This window comes from Robinsoniella sp. (assembly GCF_034124845.1).
The window spans coordinates 22201-42100 of the sequence record NZ_JAWYAJ010000293.1 but is presented as its reverse complement, the minus strand read 5'-3'; the positions used below and the strand labels follow the sequence as shown (position 1 = coordinate 42100).

Annotated in this window: 14 protein-coding genes and 1 pseudogene; 10 read left to right on the top strand and 5 right to left on the bottom strand. The window is 42.2% G+C overall.

The annotated features are described in order from the left end of the window. Positions 1 to 288: 288 nt before the first annotated feature. From ACH2DQ_RS14645 to ACH2DQ_RS14630, 4 genes are read left to right on the top strand one after another with little or no spacing between them, the layout of a single operon-like run. Positions 289 to 663 (top strand): GntR family transcriptional regulator, encoded by a 375-nt coding sequence (locus ACH2DQ_RS14645; RefSeq protein ID WP_394913803.1) that lies wholly within the window; start codon positions 289 to 291, stop codon positions 661 to 663. A gap of 5 nt (positions 664 to 668) precedes the next feature. Then, the gene (locus ACH2DQ_RS14640) at positions 669 to 1526 is read left to right on the top strand and encodes an ABC transporter ATP-binding protein (RefSeq protein ID WP_394913804.1); all 858 of its coding nucleotides are present in this window, start codon (positions 669 to 671) and stop codon (positions 1524 to 1526) included. After that, a complete protein-coding gene (locus tag ACH2DQ_RS14635) occupies positions 1523 to 2182 on the top strand; it encodes an ABC-2 transporter permease (RefSeq protein WP_394913805.1) in 660 nt (219 codons plus the stop codon). Before ACH2DQ_RS14640 ends, ACH2DQ_RS14635 begins: the two co-directional genes overlap by 4 nt. Positions 2183 to 2235: 53 nt before the next feature. Beyond that, the gene (locus ACH2DQ_RS14630) at positions 2236 to 2439 is read left to right on the top strand and encodes a hypothetical protein (RefSeq protein WP_394913806.1); all 204 of its coding nucleotides are present in this window, start codon (positions 2236 to 2238) and stop codon (positions 2437 to 2439) included. A gap of 67 nt (positions 2440 to 2506) precedes the next feature. On the opposite strand, the gene ACH2DQ_RS14625 is transcribed toward ACH2DQ_RS14630, so the two are convergent. Beyond that, positions 2507 to 3061, bottom strand: coding sequence for a manganese efflux pump MntP family protein (locus tag ACH2DQ_RS14625; protein WP_394913807.1), 555 nt, complete (start codon positions 3059 to 3061; stop codon positions 2507 to 2509). A 417-nt stretch (positions 3062 to 3478) separates the two neighbouring features. Here ACH2DQ_RS14625 and ACH2DQ_RS14620 point away from each other — a divergent pair, with 417 nt between their 5' ends. The 5 genes and pseudogenes from ACH2DQ_RS14620 to ACH2DQ_RS14600 all read left to right on the top strand — a co-directional run bounded on the left by ACH2DQ_RS14620 (position 3479) and on the right by ACH2DQ_RS14600 (position 9338). Beyond that, positions 3479 to 3952, top strand: a complete 474-nt coding sequence (locus tag ACH2DQ_RS14620; protein WP_394913808.1) for a zinc ribbon domain-containing protein — start codon at positions 3479 to 3481, stop codon at positions 3950 to 3952. Between the two features lie 85 nt (positions 3953 to 4037). Then, positions 4038 to 5378: pseudogene (locus tag ACH2DQ_RS14615) on the top strand ([FeFe] hydrogenase, group A); the annotation flags it as partial. Between the two features lie 66 nt (positions 5379 to 5444). Next, the gene (locus ACH2DQ_RS14610) at positions 5445 to 6902 is read left to right on the top strand and encodes a glutamate synthase-related protein (protein WP_395027242.1); all 1458 of its coding nucleotides are present in this window, start codon (positions 5445 to 5447) and stop codon (positions 6900 to 6902) included. A gap of 285 nt (positions 6903 to 7187) precedes the next feature. Further along, entirely contained in the window at positions 7188 to 8063 is an 876-nt protein-coding gene (locus ACH2DQ_RS14605; RefSeq protein WP_394913809.1) for a DegV family protein, read from the top strand. 63 nt (positions 8064 to 8126) lie between these two features. Continuing rightward, on the top strand, positions 8127 to 9338 hold the full coding sequence (locus ACH2DQ_RS14600) for a polysaccharide deacetylase family protein (RefSeq protein ID WP_394913810.1): 1212 nt from the start codon (positions 8127 to 8129) through the stop codon (positions 9336 to 9338). Between the two features lie 120 nt (positions 9339 to 9458). Here the strand turns inward: ACH2DQ_RS14600 and nagA are convergent, their stop codons facing one another. From nagA to ACH2DQ_RS14585, 3 genes are read right to left on the bottom strand one after another with little or no spacing between them, the layout of a single operon-like run. Further along, on the bottom strand, positions 9459 to 10577 hold the full coding sequence (gene nagA, locus ACH2DQ_RS14595) for an N-acetylglucosamine-6-phosphate deacetylase (protein ID WP_394913811.1): 1119 nt from the start codon (positions 10575 to 10577) through the stop codon (positions 9459 to 9461). Between the two features lie 22 nt (positions 10578 to 10599). Next, a complete protein-coding gene (nagB, locus tag ACH2DQ_RS14590; RefSeq protein WP_394913812.1) occupies positions 10600 to 11334 on the bottom strand; it encodes a glucosamine-6-phosphate deaminase in 735 nt (244 codons plus the stop codon). A 59-nt stretch (positions 11335 to 11393) separates the two neighbouring features. After that, the gene (locus ACH2DQ_RS14585) at positions 11394 to 11999 is read right to left on the bottom strand and encodes a carbohydrate-binding family 9-like protein (RefSeq protein ID WP_394913813.1); all 606 of its coding nucleotides are present in this window, start codon (positions 11997 to 11999) and stop codon (positions 11394 to 11396) included. A gap of 529 nt (positions 12000 to 12528) precedes the next feature. On the opposite strand from ACH2DQ_RS14585, the gene ACH2DQ_RS14580 reads away from it, so the two are divergent. Then, positions 12529 to 18855 (top strand): glycosyl hydrolase family 95 catalytic domain-containing protein, encoded by a 6327-nt coding sequence (locus tag ACH2DQ_RS14580; protein WP_394913814.1) that lies wholly within the window; start codon positions 12529 to 12531, stop codon positions 18853 to 18855. 230 nt (positions 18856 to 19085) lie between these two features. On the opposite strand, the gene ACH2DQ_RS14575 is transcribed toward ACH2DQ_RS14580, so the two are convergent. After that, a partial coding sequence (locus ACH2DQ_RS14575) for a CTP synthase (RefSeq protein ID WP_395027235.1) occupies positions 19086 to 19900 on the bottom strand: 815 nt, incomplete at its 5' end.

Here is a 19900-nt window from a genome sequence, read left to right as displayed (position 1 = left end):
AACTTGATTAAGCTTGCCAAGGATGCGGATCTGGATTATCAGATTTTAAGGGATCAGATTTACACCCATCCAACTATGAGTGAAGCATTTAATGACTTATTTGCAGTATAATGTGACAAAATCGAATAACAGAAAAAATGTACCGCACCGAAAGGACAGTGTTAACTTCATGACATTGTCCGAAAGGATGCGGTATTTTTATTTTTCTATTGACAAAAAACAATAACTGTATATAATGATATATATACAGTATATACTATAATATCAATATTGATAAGGAGTGATCGTTTGAAAGTAATCGTTTCAAACCAGTCAGAGCTGCCGATATATGTACAGATAAAAGAGCAGATAAAAGAGCAAATTATGAATGGAACAATTCCGGAAGGAGAGACGCTTCCCTCCATCCGTCAGCTGGCGAAGAACCTGGGGATCAGTGTTATCACCACGACCAGGGCATACAGCGAATTAGAACAGGAGGGATTTATTGCTGCCAGGCAGGGCAAGGGCAGCGTTGTACTGCCAAGGGATAATGAGATGGTCCGGGAGCAGTATCTGAAAAGGATTGAGCAGGCATTTGAAACAGCGATTGAAAATGCGCGTTATGCGCAGATTCAAAATGACGAGTTGGTAAATATCTTAGAAGCATTATTACATGAGGAGTGAAAGGTATGAACATATTAGAAGTAGAAGGGTTGTCCAAACAAAGAGGTGGATTCCACCTGAATGACATCAGCTTTCAGATTCCGGCGGGTTATATCTGCGGATATGTAGGACAGAACGGGGCAGGAAAGACCACGACGATTAAGCTGATTATGGAACAGTTAAAACATGAAACGGGTATGATTAAGGTAAACGGCATTACCTTTGAGGAAGATGAAATAAAATATAAAGACCAGATTGGCTATATTGCGGATGAATGTTATCTTCCGGGTGAATATACTGCCGTAAAACTGGCGGCAATGCTGGCTGGATTTTATCCGTCATTTCAAAAGAAAGTATTTTATGACTATCTCGCCAAATGGAATCTTCCAAAGAACCAGAAAATAAAAGAGTTTTCCAAAGGAATGAAGGTCCGTATCATGTTTGCATGCGTATTGTCCAGAGAGACAAAAATCTTGATTATGGATGAAGCCACAAGCGGGCTGGATCCGGTCATCCGCACGGAGATTCTGGAAGAACTGCAGGAATACATTGAAGATGGAGAACGCAGTGTATTGCTTTCCACCCATATTATGAGCGATCTGGATCAGGTGGCAGATTATATTTTCTTTTTGAATCAGGGCCGTAAAGTATTCTTTGACACCAAGGATGAAATCCTGGACAGGTATGTGGTGATCAAAGGTGGTTTGGAGGAATTGACGGCAGATCTGGAAAAAAGACTGATTGGTGCGAAGAAAACCCAGATTGGGTTTGAAGGTCTTTTGGAAACGGAACAGCTGGAGTATATTCGTAAGGATTTTCTTGTAGAAAAGCCAAGTATAGAGCAGATTATCGTCTTTTATATTCAGGGGGTGAGAAAAAAATGACAGGAAATACAATACGTTTTTTAAAAATGGATTTTGGAACATTGGCAACGGTAAATAAAATTATTTTCTTTTATCCACTTGCGGTTCTTTTGTTCGTGATCGTGCAGGGTTCCTTTGTTATGGGGGGATTTATGCTGATTTTTCTTTTTCCAACATTGGCAATGACACCGTTTTTGGGAGAAGAAAGCCAGAAGATCAAGATATTTTATTTATCACTTCCGGCTACGGTGAAAAATATGGTGTCTGGAAGATACCTGTTTTTATTCGCCAGTGCGCTTGGGCAAATGGTGGGAGGATTGTTAATCGCAGTTATCTGCAAGGTATTCGGGATACCCATTACCGGTCTGGATGCCGGATTATTTGTCTGCGGGGTCATGCTGGATATAACGGCATGTCTGCTCATGTATCCGCTGGTATATAAAGTGGGAATCGCAAAAGGGAGAAGCCTTATTGGCGTTATGCCGATACTGGCAGCCGGTCTGGTTGCCCTGTTGTTTACCACCACACAGGAAAAGATTGGTTCCTACCAGGATATTTTTCAGTTTGTTATGAATAACGGGTATTACATTACAGCAGGTGTATTTGTTTTTGTGTGCATTCTGACCGTTATATCGGTGATAATCAGTTTCCGGATCTGTGAAAAGCAGGAAATATAGATGATTAAGGTGTTATGAAATAAATTTTCAGGCAGGGTCCCGGAGGTGGATATATGCAAAGATATGGTGTAATCAATGGAACGATCATAGTAATTGCTCTGACATTAAATTTCCTTAAAATAATTCCACCGGAATTATTTTTAACGGCGGTGGTAATCTGCGGAGTTATGGCAATCATCATTTGGTATGGCAATTATCATTGCTGCAGTTCTTTCAGGCAGGTTCTACAACAAATCAAAACTACAATCAGGAAGTAATCAGAGTATCGAAAAGAGCAGAGATGATTAAAATTCTCTGCTCTTTTCAATGCTTCACACACAAATGCTATACAATCAATTCGATAATACCGATTGCAATTAACAAAATGGAGGAAGCAGGAGATAACATTTTAATAAACCGGAAATGAAGCAGCCGGTATCCTAAACGGTTGCTCACGTGCATAGAAACACAGGAAAACAAAGCTGCGAAAAATGCTATATACAGTGGAGACATATTCATAACGCCGGCACTGAAAGAAGGGGGAATACAGTTGATTGCAAGTACAAACCCCAGAAAGACAGTCTCCTGCATACAGGGTGCGCAGAAATCTGTTTCCTTTTCCATATCTGTGGTATTTTTGGGAATCGAATCTTTGATCAGGCAGAAGTAACCAAAGAAAATCATAATTACAGCACCTATAAAATTTGTATATACCAGGAAGTTTCCGGAAATTAACCTGGCGGCATAGGTTGAACCGAAAGCGCAGACTCCGGTAGTCAGACCTATCAGAAAGTTAGAAAATATGGTAAGCTTCTGACCGCGTATCCCCATATTCATTCCGATAACAAAGTTATCCAGATTGACTGCGATACCAATCAAAAGCGGAAACATGATTGACATATTAAAACTCCCATCTGCCTGCCTTTGCAGGCATTCAAATCAGGATGGTGACAGCTGTTAAGGCGTGTTTGAAAATTTATCACCTCAATATAATATATTCCCGGATATCCCGTATGTGACAAAGGAGCATTTTCTACTATGAGCTTGCCATCTTAATAAATATAGTTTTTCCAATTAAATATAGTTTTTCCAAAAGTGATGTGACAAAGGAATATTTCTTCTGTAAGGCAGGCAGGAAAATCATTTTACATCCCTTGTATCTCAAAATAAAATAAAAAATATTAGTTTTTCATTAAAATTACAGACAAATATTTGATAATGAAACTACTTATGGTATAATTCAGGTAACGGTTTGAGAAATCAGTCGTTAGAAGCACGGAAACCAAAAGAATAGATAATAATACGGAGGTAAACAAAATGACAGGAGATATATTCAGCAGTTTAATGAAAGGCTTATCAGAATTGATGCCGGAGGATGATCCATGTATCAGAGCGTTCCAGCTGCAGAGCGACATTAAGAAGCTTAAAGCAAAAGAAGATGAGATTTATAAAGAAGTGGGTAAAAAAGCTTTGGAACAGGATGGTGAAATTCGTTTTCCGGAGGATCTTAATAAGCTTTTAGAAGCCAGAAGACAGCGCCAGGCAGCTGAAGAAGAGCTGTTTGACCTTCAGTCGGGTAAAAAAGGCAGGGAAGAAGCTGAGGAAGAAGAGTGCGGGGAAGAAGCAGGTACCGTCTGTGCAGGGTGCGGTGCAAAAAATCCGGGTGATCATCTTTTCTGCAAGGAATGCGGTGCAAAATTAAAAACCGAAGGCAGGAGATGCCCCGACTGCGGCACTGATGTGGAGACAGACGCTAAATTCTGCGGCCAGTGTGGTAAAAGAATCGGATAAAATTTCGTTGACAGAAGATGGAAAATGTCCTATAATTGATAATAGTAATCATTACTAATTTTAGAGCGTGAAAGGAAAAGTACAAATGAGCAAACATCAGTTTACAGACATCCGGGTTCCCATTGAACCCGGTAATCCATCTATTCAGCGTCATGAGGACAAATGTATCAAATGCGGACAGTGCAGGCAGGTCTGTACAAAGGACATTGGGGTTGCAGGTACCTATGATCTGGGGAAAACAGGGGATATACCCATTTGCATTCACTGTGGTCAGTGTGCCAATGTCTGTCCGGTAGATAGTATTACGGAAGTCTATGAATATGGTCAGGTTCGTGAAGCAATAAAGGCAGAAGATAAGATCGTGATTTTCAGTACTTCTCCGTCAGTAAGAGCGGCACTTGGTGAGGAGTTTGGAATGGAAGAGGGCAGTTTTGTCCAGGAGCAAATGGTTTCACTCATTCGCAGGCTGGGAGCGGATTATGTTCTGGATACCAACTTTGCGGCAGACCTTACGATTATGGAAGAAGCCAGCGAACTGGTAGAACGTGTGACAAAAGCAAATAAGCCGCTGCCACAGTTTACCAGCTGCTGTCCGGCTTGGGTGAAGTTCGTGGAAACCTACTATCCGGATATGAGGAATCATATCTCTACGGCAAAAAGCCCAATTGGAATGCAGGGACCGACCATAAAGACTTATTTTGCAAAGAAGATGGGGATTGACCCTGAAAAAATTGTCAATGTTGCGGTAACGCCCTGTACGGCAAAGAAGTTTGAAATCCGCAGGGAAGAAATGAACGCGGCATCCAGGTACCTGGGTATAGATGGCATGCGGGATATGGATTATGTGATCACTACCAGGGAACTGGCTAAATGGGCAAGAGAAGAAGCGGTTGACTTTATTTCTCTTGAAGGCTCGGACTATGATGATTTTATGGGGGAAGCGTCCGGCGCAGGCGTTATTTTCGGTAATACCGGCGGCGTTATGGAGGCGGCTGTACGGACAGCCTATCATTTTATAACTCACGAAGAAGCGCCTCAGGAACTGTATGACCTGGAGCCAGTCAGAGGATTGCAGGGAATCAAGGAGGCCAGCGTCAGGATCGGAGATCTGGATGTCAGGGTGGCGGTTGTATACGGGACGGCTAATGCAAAGATACTTATGGAGAAAATAAAAGCTGGAGAGGCGGATTATCATTTTGTGGAAGTAATGACCTGTCCGGGAGGCTGCATAGGCGGAGGCGGACAGCCAAAGGATACAAAATGGCTGGGTGATACTTTAAGAGAGAAACGCATCAAGAGTCTATATGACAGAGACAAGAGCATGAAACTACGCTTAAGCCATAGAAATGAAGAGATTGTTAAATTATATGAGGACTTCTATGGTGAGCCTTTAAGTGAGCTTGCAGAAGAAATGTTACATACCGTTTATTTTGACAGAAGCGGGGATCTGAACGCAGGTTCCGGTGAGAAGAAGAAAGGCAGCGTGAAGAGTATGTCAAAGTTTAAATGCAGTATCTGCGGATATATTTATGATGAAGAAAAAGAAGGGGCGCCTTTTACGGAATTGAAGGAATGTCCCATTTGTAAGAATCCGTTAAATGTGTTTGAGGAATTAGGCGCAGGAAATTCACAGAAGGCTTCCGAAATCGGTAAGGCTGAGGCAGCTGTAAGTGTGCAGGCGGCAGAAGCAGAAAATGCTCAGTCAGCCGAAGCAGAGGAAGACAATTCCCTTGCATATCCAAGAGAATATGTCAGGAAAGACCCGAAAAGCCGGTTTATGAGTGAGATACATCAGATGGCAGTGACGGGCGAACCTATCATTGAAGCCATGGGCACAAGAATGCCAATGCCAGACTGGGATGATATTCTGATCCTGGGCGCACAGCTTAATCCCCCGCCGCTGGATGAACATGCCCCGGTAGATATCACTACGGTAATCGGAAAGCATGCGAAGAAGCCGATGGTTTTGGAAGGCCCGGTATATATTTCCCACATGTCTTTTGGCGCACTTTCAAAAGAGGTAAAAGTTGCATTGTCCAAGGGAAGCGCCATGGCAAAGACCGCAATGTGCAGCGGTGAGGGCGGTATTCTTCCGGAGGAAATGGATGCAGCGTATAAATACATTTTTGAATATGTTCCGAATCATTACAGCGTGACTCCGGAAAATTTAAGAAATGCGGATGCAATTGAAATTAAGATCGGACAGGGAACGAAGCCGGGAATGGGCGGTCATCTGCCGGGCGGCAAGGTGACCCCGGAAAGATCGAAGCTCCGGAACAAGACTCTAGGGCAGGCTGTAATCAGCCCGTCAAAATTGGAAGCTATTAATTCAAAAGAGGATCTGCGGGATATCGTGGAACAGCTTCGCTATGCATCTGAGGGAAGACCGATCGGCATTAAGATTGCAGCGGGAAGAATTGAAAAGGATCTGGAATACTGTGTGTTTGCAAAGCCTGATTTCATCACAATTGACGGGCGTGGCGGTGCTACCGGCGCCAGTCCGAAGATTGTTCGGGATGCAACCAGCGTTCCGACGATTTATGCATTACATCGTGCCAGAAAATATCTGGATGAGGCCGGAGCAGACATTGACCTCGTGATTACAGGCGGTCTGCGTGTATCTTCTGATTTTGCCAAGGCAATTGCTATGGGAGCGGATGCAGTTGCAGTTGCTTCCGCAGGTTTAATTGCAGCAGCATGCCAGCAATACCGTATCTGCGGCAGCGGCAATTGTCCGGTAGGTGTGGCAACCCAGGATCCGGAACTTCGGAAACGCCTGAAAGTAGACTTATCGGCAAAACGTGTGGCAAATTTCCTGAACTGCAGTTTTAAAGAACTGAAAACATTTTCCAGAATTACCGGCCATGAGAATCTGCATGATATGGATATCAGTGATTTATGCACGATCAGCAGGGAGATATCGGAATATACAAATATCCCCCACGCATAAGCCTGTGCGTCAATTGCCAGTACGTATAATATTGTAAGCCGTATCCGGAGCAGATTACAAAAAATTGTAACTGCGATCGGATACGGCTTATCTTATATGATGAAACAAAATTTTCCGTACTATTTTGCATGAGGGATATATATTGTTATGTAGTATTTAAAACTATGTGAAAATATACTAGATATAGTAAAAAAGTCTAAATAAATGTTGTAATATAAGCCAATATTAGATACAATAACAATGATGTCTAAAATCGTTAAAATGCAGAAAAAGGAAGATATGAATATGAAAAAAACAGCTATTGTTACCGATAGTAATAGTGGGATAACACAGAATAAGGCAAAAGAATTAGGAATATTTGTAGTTCCAATGCCTTTCTTTATCAATGGTGAGATGTTTATGGAGGATATTACACTGAGTCAGGATGAGTTCTACCAGAAACTGGCTTCCGGAGCGGATATCAGCACATCCCAGCCGTCGCCGGGGGATCTTACGGATTTGTGGGAACACTTACTGGAAGAATATGAAGAGATTGTTCACATCCCCATGTCCAGCGGATTAAGTTCCTCTTGTGAAAATGCGATGAGTCTGTCCATGGCATTTGACGGTAAAGTACAGGTTGTAAACAATCAGAGGATTTCGGTAACCCAGTATCAATCGGTTATGGATGCAATGATGATGGCAGAGGATGGTTTGAATGCGTTAGAGATTAAAACAAAATTAGAAGAGATGGCATTGGATGCCAGTATCTATATCACAGTGGAAACCCTGGAATATCTGAAAAAAGGAGGGCGCATCACTCCAGCAGCGGCAACGGTTGGAACGATTCTGAATATTAAGCCGGTATTGCAGATACAGGGGGCGAAGCTGGATGCTTACGCAAAGGTACGCGGTAAAGTAAAGGCTAAGAAAACCATTCTGGATGCCGTAAAAGAAGATATGTCCTCCAGATTTAAAGAATATGCACAGCAGGGAAATATGGAATTTGGTGCCGCATATTCCGGTAATCTGGAAGAGGCGCTGATCTGGAAACAGGAAATTGAAGAAGCTTTTCCGGAGATTCCGGTCCGTATGGATCCATTGTCGCTGAGTGTGTCCTGCCATATTGGAGAAGGCGCTATTGCAATCGGATGTTATCGGAAGTATCAAAGTGTTAAGTAAAGAGTGTTAAGAATCAAAAGATATTGGAATAGAGGATAAGAATCAAAGAGAGAAGGGAAGGTTATGAAGTGTGGAAAAAAGAGATGGGTATGGGCATTTCTTTTTATTATGGTATTTGCCATGCTGCCTTCAACAGGGGCATCGGCAAAATCTCAAACGAATGGGAGGCGTGGGCAGACCCAGCTGAAAAATGTCTTAAAGGCAGGCCGTAGAAATGGGAAATGGATAAAATCGGCAGGAAGGTATAAGTTCCGTTTCCTGAATGGAACTTATGCATCCAGCCAGTGGATAAACGTGAAAGGCAAAATCTATTATTTTAATAAAGAGGGTTTTCGTGTATCCGGTTGGAAAAAGTACCGCAATTACCGATATTTTCTGAATAAAAAAGGGGAACTGCAGACGGGCTGGTTTTCGTATAAGAACGGGCAGTATTATGCCAATACCAGGACAGGTGTTATACGTACCGGATGGTTTACCTGGCATAGAAATAAGTATTACTTTGGAAAAGATGGTAAAATGGCAAAAGGCTGGCTCAAACACAAGGGCAAGAAATATTATCTCCGGCAAGATGGGACAAGGACCACAGGGGATGCTTTTATTGATGGACAATGGTATCATTTTAAAAATAATGGAGTATACGATCCTAAAGCGAAAGTAACGCCTAAAATAGATCCGCAGAAACCGATGGTTGCCCTGACCTTTGATGATGGTCCGGGTCCATATACCGAAAGGCTTCTGGATTGTATAGAAAGAAACAAGGTGCGGGCAACCTTTTTCCTGGTAGGTCAGAGTGTGCCGGTTTATCCCAATGCTGTAAGAAGGCAATACCAGTTAAAATGTGAGATTGGCAATCATACCTATAACCACCCTCAGCTGACCAGGATTGCAGACAGCCAGATATCCGCCCAGATTAACAGCACCAATACCAGCATCCGAAACATAACAGGTCATAATGCAACGCTTTTACGGCCGCCATACGGATCATACAATGCTTCGGTAAACGCATTGGCGGGAACCCCTGTGATTCTGTGGTCTATTGATACCAGAGACTGGGAAACAAAAAACACCCAGAGTACGGTTAACGCAGTGTTGAACTATGTAAGAGACGGAGATATTATCCTGATGCATGACATTCATCTTCCGACTGTGGCGGCAGCGGAAATCATCATTCCTGAATTGTTAAACAGAGGGTATCAGATGGTGACGGTCAGTGAGCTGGGATATTATAAACGGGGCGGTCTGGCGAATGGTTCCGTATATTCCAGTTTGTATTAAAATACGTTTATATAATGAAAGATCAGCAGAGAAACGTTCCTTACATTTCTTTGCTGATCTTTCTTTTTTAGAATGCAGTTCAATAATAACTGCTCACAATCAATTATTTTCTACAATTACTTAAACTTCTTTCCCTCTTAACAATACCTTCTCAATATTGAGGTCTTTATCCAAGAGCACCATATTCGCAATCTTACCTGTTTCCAGACTGCCGTATTGATCGTAGATCTCTACAGATTTAGCCGAGTTTACTGCGGCACATTTGACCGCACTTGCGAGAGGGATGCCCATTTCCTTAACGGCTGTGCGGACACAGTCCATCAGATTGGTGGCGGAACCGGCAATGGTGCCGCTTTCCAAAGTAGCCAGGTTTCCAACTACTTTTACAGGCTGTCCGCCCAGTGAATAGTCACCGTCTGTAAGTCCGGTAGCCATCATGCTGTCGCTGATTAAGATTACACGGTCATCGCCAAACATTTTAAATGTGGTTCTGACTACTGAAGGATGGATATGAATACCGTCACAGATCAATTCTACACGGCAGTTGTCATGATCGCATGCTGCTCCGATGACTCCGGGTTCACGATGGGAGAATGGAGGCATTGCATTGTAGAGATGGGTTGCGTGTCTGGCACCTCTGTTGTATGCTTCATTAGCAATATCATAATCCGCTGTTGTATGGGCGATGGAGATTCCAACCTCATCCTTTAATGCATCGATAAATTCCATGGATCCTTCTTCTTCCGGCGCGATATCGACCAGTTTTACAAGGTTCCCGGATGCAGACTGAAGACGGCGGAACATTTCCACATCGGGTTTGTGTATATATTTCCCATTTTGAGCACCTTTTTTCTTGCATGCAATAAATGGACCTTCCATATTAATGCCGCACAGGATGGCGCCGGATTTACTCTCGTATGCAGCGGCAGTCCTGCAGATTTTTTCAAGGCGTGGTTCGTCAAATGTCATCGTGGCAGGCACAATGGTAGTGATACCATTCTTTAACTGGTATTCCGCAATTTTTAGAATGGCTTCTTCTGTGCCGTCACAGAAATCATAACCAACGCAGCCGTGGAAATGGATATCCGTCAATCCGGGTATCGCATACATACCTTCTGCATCGATGATGACATCATCTTCTGTTTCTGCGCTGTCAGCAAATTTATCGTTTTGTATATAGAGGTCTTTTTTTTCAAAATAACCATCTGCGTGAAAAACATTTGCATTTTTTATTATCATATTTTATATCCCTTCATTACTGTTATGCATTTTCAATTTTCGATAAAGCAGCAGCATCTGCCACAATGGTTACATCGTTGTGAAGCTGCAGAATGGATGCAGGAACCTGTGGAGTGATTGGTCCTTCCACTACTTTTTTCAGGATTTCAGCTTTGTCGGCTCCGCTGACAACTACTAAAACCTTACGTGCCTGCATAATGGTCTGAATTCCCATTGTATATGCCTGTCTTGGAACATCTTCTGCTTTTTCAAAGAAACGTGTATTGGCTTCAATGGTGCTTGCTGTTAAGTCAACACAATGAGTCTGTTTTTCGAAATTATCGCTTGGTTCATTAAAACCGATATGACCGTTATGACCAAGGCCTAATAATTGTAAGTCAATTCCGCCAACATCAGAAATAATCTGGTTGTACATGGAGCATGCTTTATCGGAATCTGGTTCTAAACCATCCGGTACAAATGTACGCTCTTTACGGATATTGATGCTGCCAAACAGGTTGGTGTTCATGAAATAGCGGTAGCTCTGGTCGCTGTCTGCGCCAAGTCCTTTGTATTCATCTAAGTTTACGCTGGTGACACGTTCGAAATCCAGATCACCTTTGGTATACCAGTCGATTAGTTGCTTGTAAGTTCCGATCGGAGTTGAGCCGGTAGCCAGACCCAGTACGCAGTCAGGTTTCATGATTACCTGTGCAGAAATAATATTTGCTGCCTTTCTACTCATATCATCATAATCTTTTGCTTTTACTATTTGCATAATTATTCTCCTTTTCTATTTACAGCAGAGTTACTCTGCTTTCTTAACCTTTAGTAGTTTTACTGAATGACAGCTTTCGCAAAAAATTGTGGCAAATGAAAATTTGGAGTTTCATTCTCAATCTTTGTATAGCTGCCAAAATGAGTCAGTCCTTCGCTTTCTTTTATTTTATAAAAATTGCAGGCAAGGGTATCCCCAGATTGAAAATCACAATGACCGTATACATACCGGATCAATTCCAGCGGTACTGTCAACTCTAATGTCCAGAAGTTTTCGTATATAGTACCGGTACACTGACAGGCTTCATGCAGTTCCATTGGAAATACCTTTCGGTTTTTTCTTTCATCTCCATATTTGGCATGGAGTGCTCCGTTGGAATTTGCTTCAAGGTTCATGTAGCAATTCGGGCGTTCCGCAGGATAAAATTGAAAGAATGCTTCCATCGTGCTGTCCAGATGTACCGGGTCGTTGGGATTAAAATAAATCCTGGACGGATTCGTTTCTTCGCAGGTCATTTTTACAAAGAATCCGGTTCCGGGTATAAATCCCAGACTCCCATAGGTTTTTGGACGATAGCTACCACCCCAGTTATACTGGTCCACATAAAAAACAGGACAGTTTCCAATCTCTTCTTTTGAAGAAATGGTTTGGATTATGTATTCCATTTAATACCTCCCTTGCATATAAAATCAAACATAGAAAGCTGGTACGCTCACAATTACTATTGTAACCTATACAGGAAAAAAAGGCAAAGGGTTCATGAGAAATTGGCAAATAATTATAAAAAATAGCAGGAATGTACAAATGAATTTTAACCACAAAAGATACATCTATTGAATTATTATATGGTGATTTTTTAACTGCTAAAAAACTCCTTATAGTAAAAAGTTTAAAAAAGATTAGTAAAAAAAGACAAGATAGATAAAATATTAGACAATATGACTAAAAATTAAAAAACATGTCAAAAAATGGATAAAATATTGACTAATAAAAGTAAAATAGTAACGGTTTCATATGTTTACAATGTATAGTTTTCCGTGTTATATTAAGGCAAGCTTTGATAGTGCGAAGAGATATCTGAGGTGGTTTTTTGTGAATGTTGATGAAAATAACAGGAAAGGAGAAGAAAAATTAAGAGCCAGGAAGATAAAGCGTCGCTAATTCATTGTATAACGAATTGTAAGGGAGATTACTATGAAACTGAAGAAGATGATAGCAGGTATTTTAAGTACATGTATGGTTGCAACATCCCTAGTGGTTCCAGGAGATGTCCTCAATGTGCAGGCGGCGGAATCCAAAGCGGAGACAAAAGCAGCAGAACAGGGAAATCCACTCAGATTGTGGTACAATAAACCGGCAAGCCAGGGGACTCTTATCCCGGGCAGGGGGGGCGGTTTTGGAACAACAGCGGAAGATGACCGCTGGCAGCAGCTTACATTACCAATTGGCAACAGTTATATGGGTGCCAATGTGTATGGTGAAATTGGGAAAGAACATCTTACTTTTAACCAGAAGACATTATGGAACGGCGGACCAAGTACGAAAAGACCGAATTATGACGGTGGAAATAAACAGACGGCATCCAACGGGGCAAAAATGTCAGATGTCTTTAAATCGGTGGGACAGCTTTTCCTGGAAGGGAAAAACGATGAAGCTTCCGATCTGTGTAATCAATTGACAGGAGAATCCGATGGTTATGGGGCTTATCAGTCTTGGGGCGATATTTATCTGGACTTTAAAGAGGTTACGGATAGTACGCCTGTTCAGAACTATCAGAGGGATCTTGATCTTACCAATGCAATTGCAAATGTAGATTATACCCTGGAAGGAACGAATTTCCACAGAGAATATTTTATTAGTTATGCAGATAATGTACTGGCTATGAAATTGACGGCAGATGGAACGAAAAAGTTAGAATTTGACGTGAGTTTCCCGGTAGATAATGCAGAAAACGTTACAAATAGTGGATTAGGCAAAGAGGTTACCTATAAAGCAGAAGGCAATACGCTGGTTACTGCCGGACAGATGCAGGATAATCAGATGAAAATGAATTCCATGCTGAAAGTTGTCACAGAAGGAAAGGTTCAGCCGGGTGCAGATAACCAGTCTCTCCATGTATCAGATGCTTCTTCTGTAGTAATTTATGTATCAGCAGATACGGATTATATGGCATCTTATCCCAAATACCGTACCGGAGAGAGCGATGCGGAACTGGCGGCAAGTGTAAAAGCAACAGTGGAAAAAGCAGCGGGCAAAAATTATGATCAGGTTAAAGCAGATCACATTGCTGACTATACAAATATCTTTGACCGTGTAGACCTGGATCTGGGACAGGGAGTATCCTCTAAGCCAACTGATGAACTGCTGGCAGCGTATAAGGCAAAAACTGCCACACCAGAAGAGCGAAGTCAATTGGAAGTTATCTTATACCAGTATGGACGCTTTATGACGATTGCGTCTTCCAGAGAGGGAGATTTACCGGCAAACTTACAGGGGGTATGGCAGAACCGTGTAGGCGATGCAAATCGTGTACCCTGGGGCAGTGATTACCACATGAATGTAAATCTTCAGATGAATTATTGGCCAACCTATTCTGCAAATATGGCGGAATGTGCAAAACCATTGATTGAATATGTAGATGGATTGCGTGAACCAGGCCGTGTTACTGCAAAAGATTATCTGGGAATAGAGAGCACAGAGGAAAATCCGGAGAATGGATTTACAGCTCATACACAGAATACACCATTTGGATGGACTTGTCCGGGATGGGCATTTTCCTGGGGATGGTCACCAGCAGCGGTTCCGTGGATTCTTCAAAATTGCTGGGAATATTATGAATACACCGGCGATGTGGAATACATGAGAGATAAGTTATATCCGATGCTGAAAGAAGAAGCAAAGCTCTATGATCAGATTTTAACGGACAGTGGTGTTGAGATTACAAAACCAAATGGTGAGAAATCTACAAGACTGGTATCTGTTCCTACATATTCTCCGGAGCATGGACCAAGGACATTGGGAAATGCATACGAGCAGGAACTGATCTGGCAGTTATATGAAGATGCAATTATCGGCGGTAAGATTTTAGGTGAAGATGAGGCTCTGATTCAGAAATGGCAGGATACTCAGGACAGATTAGCACCAATCGAAATCGGTGAAAGCGGACAGATCAAAGAATGGTACAACGAAACAACCCTGGGTAGTATTGGTGAAAGAGGACATCGTCATATGTCACACCTTCTTGGACTGTTCCCGGGAGATTTGATTTCCGTAGACAATGATCAGTATATGGATGCAGCAATCGTATCCTTAAAAGACCGTGGTATGAAGAGTACCGGATGGGGAATGGGTCAGCGTATTAATTCCTGGGCAAGAACAGGACAGGGAAACAGTGCTTATGATTTAGTGAAGACACTGTTCAACGATGGTATCAATCCAAACCTTTTTGATTCCCATGCTCCGTTCCAGATCGATGGTAACTTTGGTTATACCTCCGGCGTTAATGAAATGTTAATGCAGAGTAATATGGGTTACATCAATGTGCTTCCGGCACTTCCGGATGCATGGTCCAGCGGATCCGTAAAAGGAATTGTAGCAAGAGGAAATTTTGAAACAGATATTAACTGGACAAACGGTAAAGCAACCAGTGTGAAGATCCTGTCTAAGAATGGTGGAGATTGTGCGGTACAGTATACCGGAATCAGCCAGGCAAAAGTAGTGGATTCCAAGGGAGAAGAGGTAGACGTTGAAAACTTGTCCAGAGACAGAATCCAGTTTGTATCAACAAAAGGTGAAACCTATACCATTACGGAGTTCCCGGAACTTGCAAATGGACCGGAAAATGTGGAAGCAGTTTATACCGGAGCAGCAGGTGTGGAATTAACCTGGGATAAGGCAGCATCTGAAACTGCAACTTACAATGTATATCGTAAAGAAGAAGGTTCTTATGAAAAAGTTGCGACAGGACTGACAACAGCAAGCTACACAGATAAAACTCCAGTAAAAGATATTACGAAGGTTCGATATAAAATAACCTCTGTAGAAAATGGTGTGGAAAGTCTGTACTCGGAAACCGTCAGTGCACTGGATATTACGGTAAGAGGAATGGTAGATGATACGGATTCCAGGATTACTTATAGTTCCAGATGGCAAACTTGGAAAGATGCAGCGCATTACGGTGGTGGAATTCATTTTGTAGAAACCAGCAGTGCAGAAGATACAATTTCATTTGTATTCTCTGGTAAAGGCATCCGTGTGTATGCAACGAAAAACGCAACCTGGGGAATCATGGACGTTTACATTGACGGAGAAAAAGTTGATTCTATTGACTTCTATGATCCGACACCACAAGGTTTGAAGCAACAGATGGTTTATGAAAAAGCAGGTCTTGAGGATACCAAACATACCATTAAATTAGTCGGAACAGGTACGAAAAATCCTGCCAGTACAGGGACAAAACTGGAATTTGATGCATTCCAGGTATTAGGCGACCAGCACACGATAACTTTTGAAAGTAATAAAGAAGGTGTTGGAGATCTTCCACAGCCGATTACAGAGTATGAAGGCAGCGCGATTACATTGCCGGAATGCGGCATTACAATTGACGGTATGACCTTTGCAGGATGGAGTGACGGAGAAAATACTTATGCTGCAGGTACAAAGTATCGTATTGAGAAGAGTGATGTAACATTAACTGCTTTGTGGGAAGAAACATCCAACAAGATAGCATCCAATAAAATGACGGCAGTAGCTGACAGCCAGCAAAGTGATACACCTGGAGCTACTGATGGTCCGGCTTCTAATGCGGTTGATGGAAATGAAAGTACTATATGGCATAGTGCTTATACACATGAACCAAAGCCAGATATTGAAAATGGTGTTAATAACAGTTTTACAATAACACTCGACAAATTATATCAAATCAATAAATTAGAATATGTAACTCGCCAACAAGATAATGGCAGAATATTAGGTTACGATTTGTATTATAGCACTACAGAAGATGGAAGTGATTTTCAGCCAATACAAGGCGGCAGTGGCGAATGGGCGAATAATGCAAACAAAAAAACAGCTAAGTTTACTCCGGTAAGTGCAAAAAGAATTCAGATTAGGGCAACAAAGACAGCAGGTACACCGGCAAATAGCTTTATTTGTGCAGCAGAATTCTATCTCTACGAAACCGGACAGACAGTCACAGACCCAACAGCAGTAACCGGAGTCAGACTGACACCGGATGAAGTTACATTAGTAGAAAGAACGTCAGCAACATTAACAGCAGCGGTAATCCCGTCTAATGCAACAAATAAAAATGTTACCTGGTCTTCCAGTGATGAAGAAGTGGCAACCGTAGTAAACGGTGTAGTGAATGCGCTGAAGCCTGGTAATGCAACCATTACCGTAACCACAGCAGATGGAAACAAAACGGCACAATGTGCAGTAACCGTTACGGAAGAAGTAGTGGTTCCGGTTAGCGCTGTTACAGTATCTCCAAAAGAGGCTACTGTTAAAGCAGGAGCAAGTGTAACCTTAAATGGAGAAATACAGCCGGAAAATGCATCTAACCAGAATATCATCTGGACTTCTGATAATGAAAGCGTAGCAACGGTAGCAGGTGGTGTTGTGACAGGTGTGGCAGTAGGAACTGCTGCAATTACAGCTACATCAGCAGAAAATGGTACCATCAGTGATTTTGCTACGATTACAGTGGAATCCGGTGAACCTGAAATTGTGGAAGTAGAAAGTGTCAGCGTTGCGCCGGCAGAATTATCGTTAACAGAAGATACAACAAAAAAATTGAATCATAGCATTACACCATCAAATGCAACAAACCAGAATGTAAGCTGGAGTTCTGATAATGAAGCAGTGGCAACCGTTTCCCAGGAAGGTGTTGTAACTGCATTAAAAGAAGGAAAAGCAAATATCACAGTTACGACAGAAAGTAACAACAAAACAGCAGTTTGTAAAGTTAGCGTATCAAGAAAAGATATAGCAGTTACAGGCGTAACATTATCACCAGCAGCACTGGAAATGAAGCCAAACGATTCAGAGACACTGACAGCAGCTGTTCAACCGACAAATGCGACCAACCAGAACATTTCCTGGTCCTCAAGCAATGAAGCTGTTGCTACCGTAGATGGTGGTACAGTTACAGCAGTTGCAGCCGGAACAGCAACCATTACAGTAACAACAGAAGATGGCGGTTTCAAAGCAACATGTGAAGTAACCGTTAAGAGTGAAATCGTAAAAGTAACCGGCGTAACGCTGGATCCAACTGCAGTTAATTTAGAAGTAGGTGAATCAACTGAAGTGAAAGAAAGTGTTCAGCCAGAAAACGCAACCAATAAAACGGTTACCTGGGAATCAAAGAACGAAACAGTTGCAAGCGTTGAAAATGGTAAGATTACAGCCTTAAAAGAAGGTATTGCAGAAATCATTGTTACCACAGCGGATGGAAATAAGACAGCTGCCTGTACGGTAAATGTAATTCCGAAGCAGATACCGGTTGTATCTATTAAGATTAACCCATCCAGTGCAGCAATGCAGACCGGAACAAAGGCTACTTTAAGAGTAGTATATACACCGGAAAATGCAACAAATAAAGCAGTAGTGTGGGCTACGGACAATGAAGCAGTGGCAAGTGTGAGTAATGAAGGTGTTGTAACAGCGAAAGCAGCAGGAACAGCCAATATTACAGCAACAACTGTAGATGGGCAGAAGTCCTCATCCTGCACTGTAATAGTTACAGAAGCACCGAAACCAACACCAGATCCGGAAGTGAAAGAGTACACAGTTATCTTTGATACAGATGGCGGTTATGTAATACCGGCTGAAATCAAAGTACAGGAAGGCAAACCTTATGGAAACCTTCCTACACCGAAAAAAGGAAGCTACAAGTTCCTTGGCTGGTATCTTGGAAATACACAGGTAAAATCAACGGATATCTGTAAGGGTGATGTGACCCTGAAAGCAAAATGGAAGCTGATGGAGCCTGGAAAAGTAACTGGTGTAAAAGCATCGAAACAGACAACAAACAGCATTAAATTATCATGGAAAAAAGTAACAGGAGCGAAATCATATATTGTCAGCCGCTATAACTATTCGAAGCTAAAGTGGGAGAAAATCACAACCACTAAGAAAACTTCTTACGTAGACAAAAAGAAAAAGGCTGCGACAAAATATAAATACCGCGTAACTGCAGTCAATAGTGCTGGCAGCGGATCTGCGTCCAACTCTATGATTACAGCAACACAGCCTGTGAAACCCACAATTTCCCTGAAACAGTCAGGAAAGAAAGTGAAATTATCCTGGAATAAGTTTAAGGCAGATAAGATTGAAATCTTCATGAAGACAGGAAATGGAAAATATAAAAAGATCTCCACAAAACCTGGTAAAAATACAGCTTACACGAAGACTAAACTGAAAAAGGGAACCTCATACAGATTCCGTATCCGCGGATACATGGAAAGAGGCGAGAAGGTTTATGGTGCATACTCTGCATCCAGACAAATTAAAATAAAGTAAGCAGAATAAGCACAAACAGATCATAAGAAAGCCGCACAGCAAAGGGAACGGCACCCGTTAGTCAGACCAGAGAGTTTCACTAATGGGTGCAGCCCCAAATTGCTGTGCGGCTTTTTCTTCCTATATTAATGTAGTTTCAGACATGGATCATTATACTGATACAATCGCCAGGCTCTAAGAATCCAAACAGATCTGTGTGCTGCAGAACCTTATATAGATGCTGTTTGTGCTTATTTTTGATGGCGCAAAGCAGCCTCAACCAATCCGCGAAAGAGCGGATGCGGTCTGTTTGGACGGGACTTCAACTCCGGATGTGCCTGGGTGGCAATAAAGTACGGATGATCTTTGAGTTCAACCATTTCCACAATGCGGCCATCGGGTGAAATGCCGGAAAGGGTCACTCCATTGTCCGTCAATGCCTTACGGTAGTCATTATTTACCTCGTAACGGTGTCTGTGGCGTTCCTGTATAGTTTCTTCCCCATATAGCTCAAATGCCTTGGAAGACTTGTCCAGGATGCAGGGATAAGAACCCAGCCTTAATGTGCCGCCGATATCTTCGACACCATCCTGGTCCGGCATCAGGGAAATGACGGGATGGGTAGTGGAAGAATCCAGTTCAATACTATGTGCATCATGAAAACCAACCACATTTCTGGCAAATTCCACAATAGCAAGCTGCATGCCAAGGCAGAGTCCAAGGAAAGGAACCTTATGGGTTCTGGCATATTCAATTGCCATAATTTTTCCTTCAATTCCCCGGTTGCCAAAACCTCCGGGAACCAAAATAGCATCCACATCTCCAAGGAGATCTGCAATATTGTTTTCATTCAATAATTCTGAATCAATCCAGCGAATGTTAACTGTGGCGCGGCTGGCGATCCCACCATGTTTGAGGGCTTCTACAACACTGATATAGGCGTCATGTAGTTGGATATATTTACCGACAAGAGCAATTTCTACTTCTTTGGTTGGATGTCGCAGAGCATTTACCATGTCTTCCCAGTCTTCCAGATCGGGGGTTGGGCATTCCAGATTCAGACATT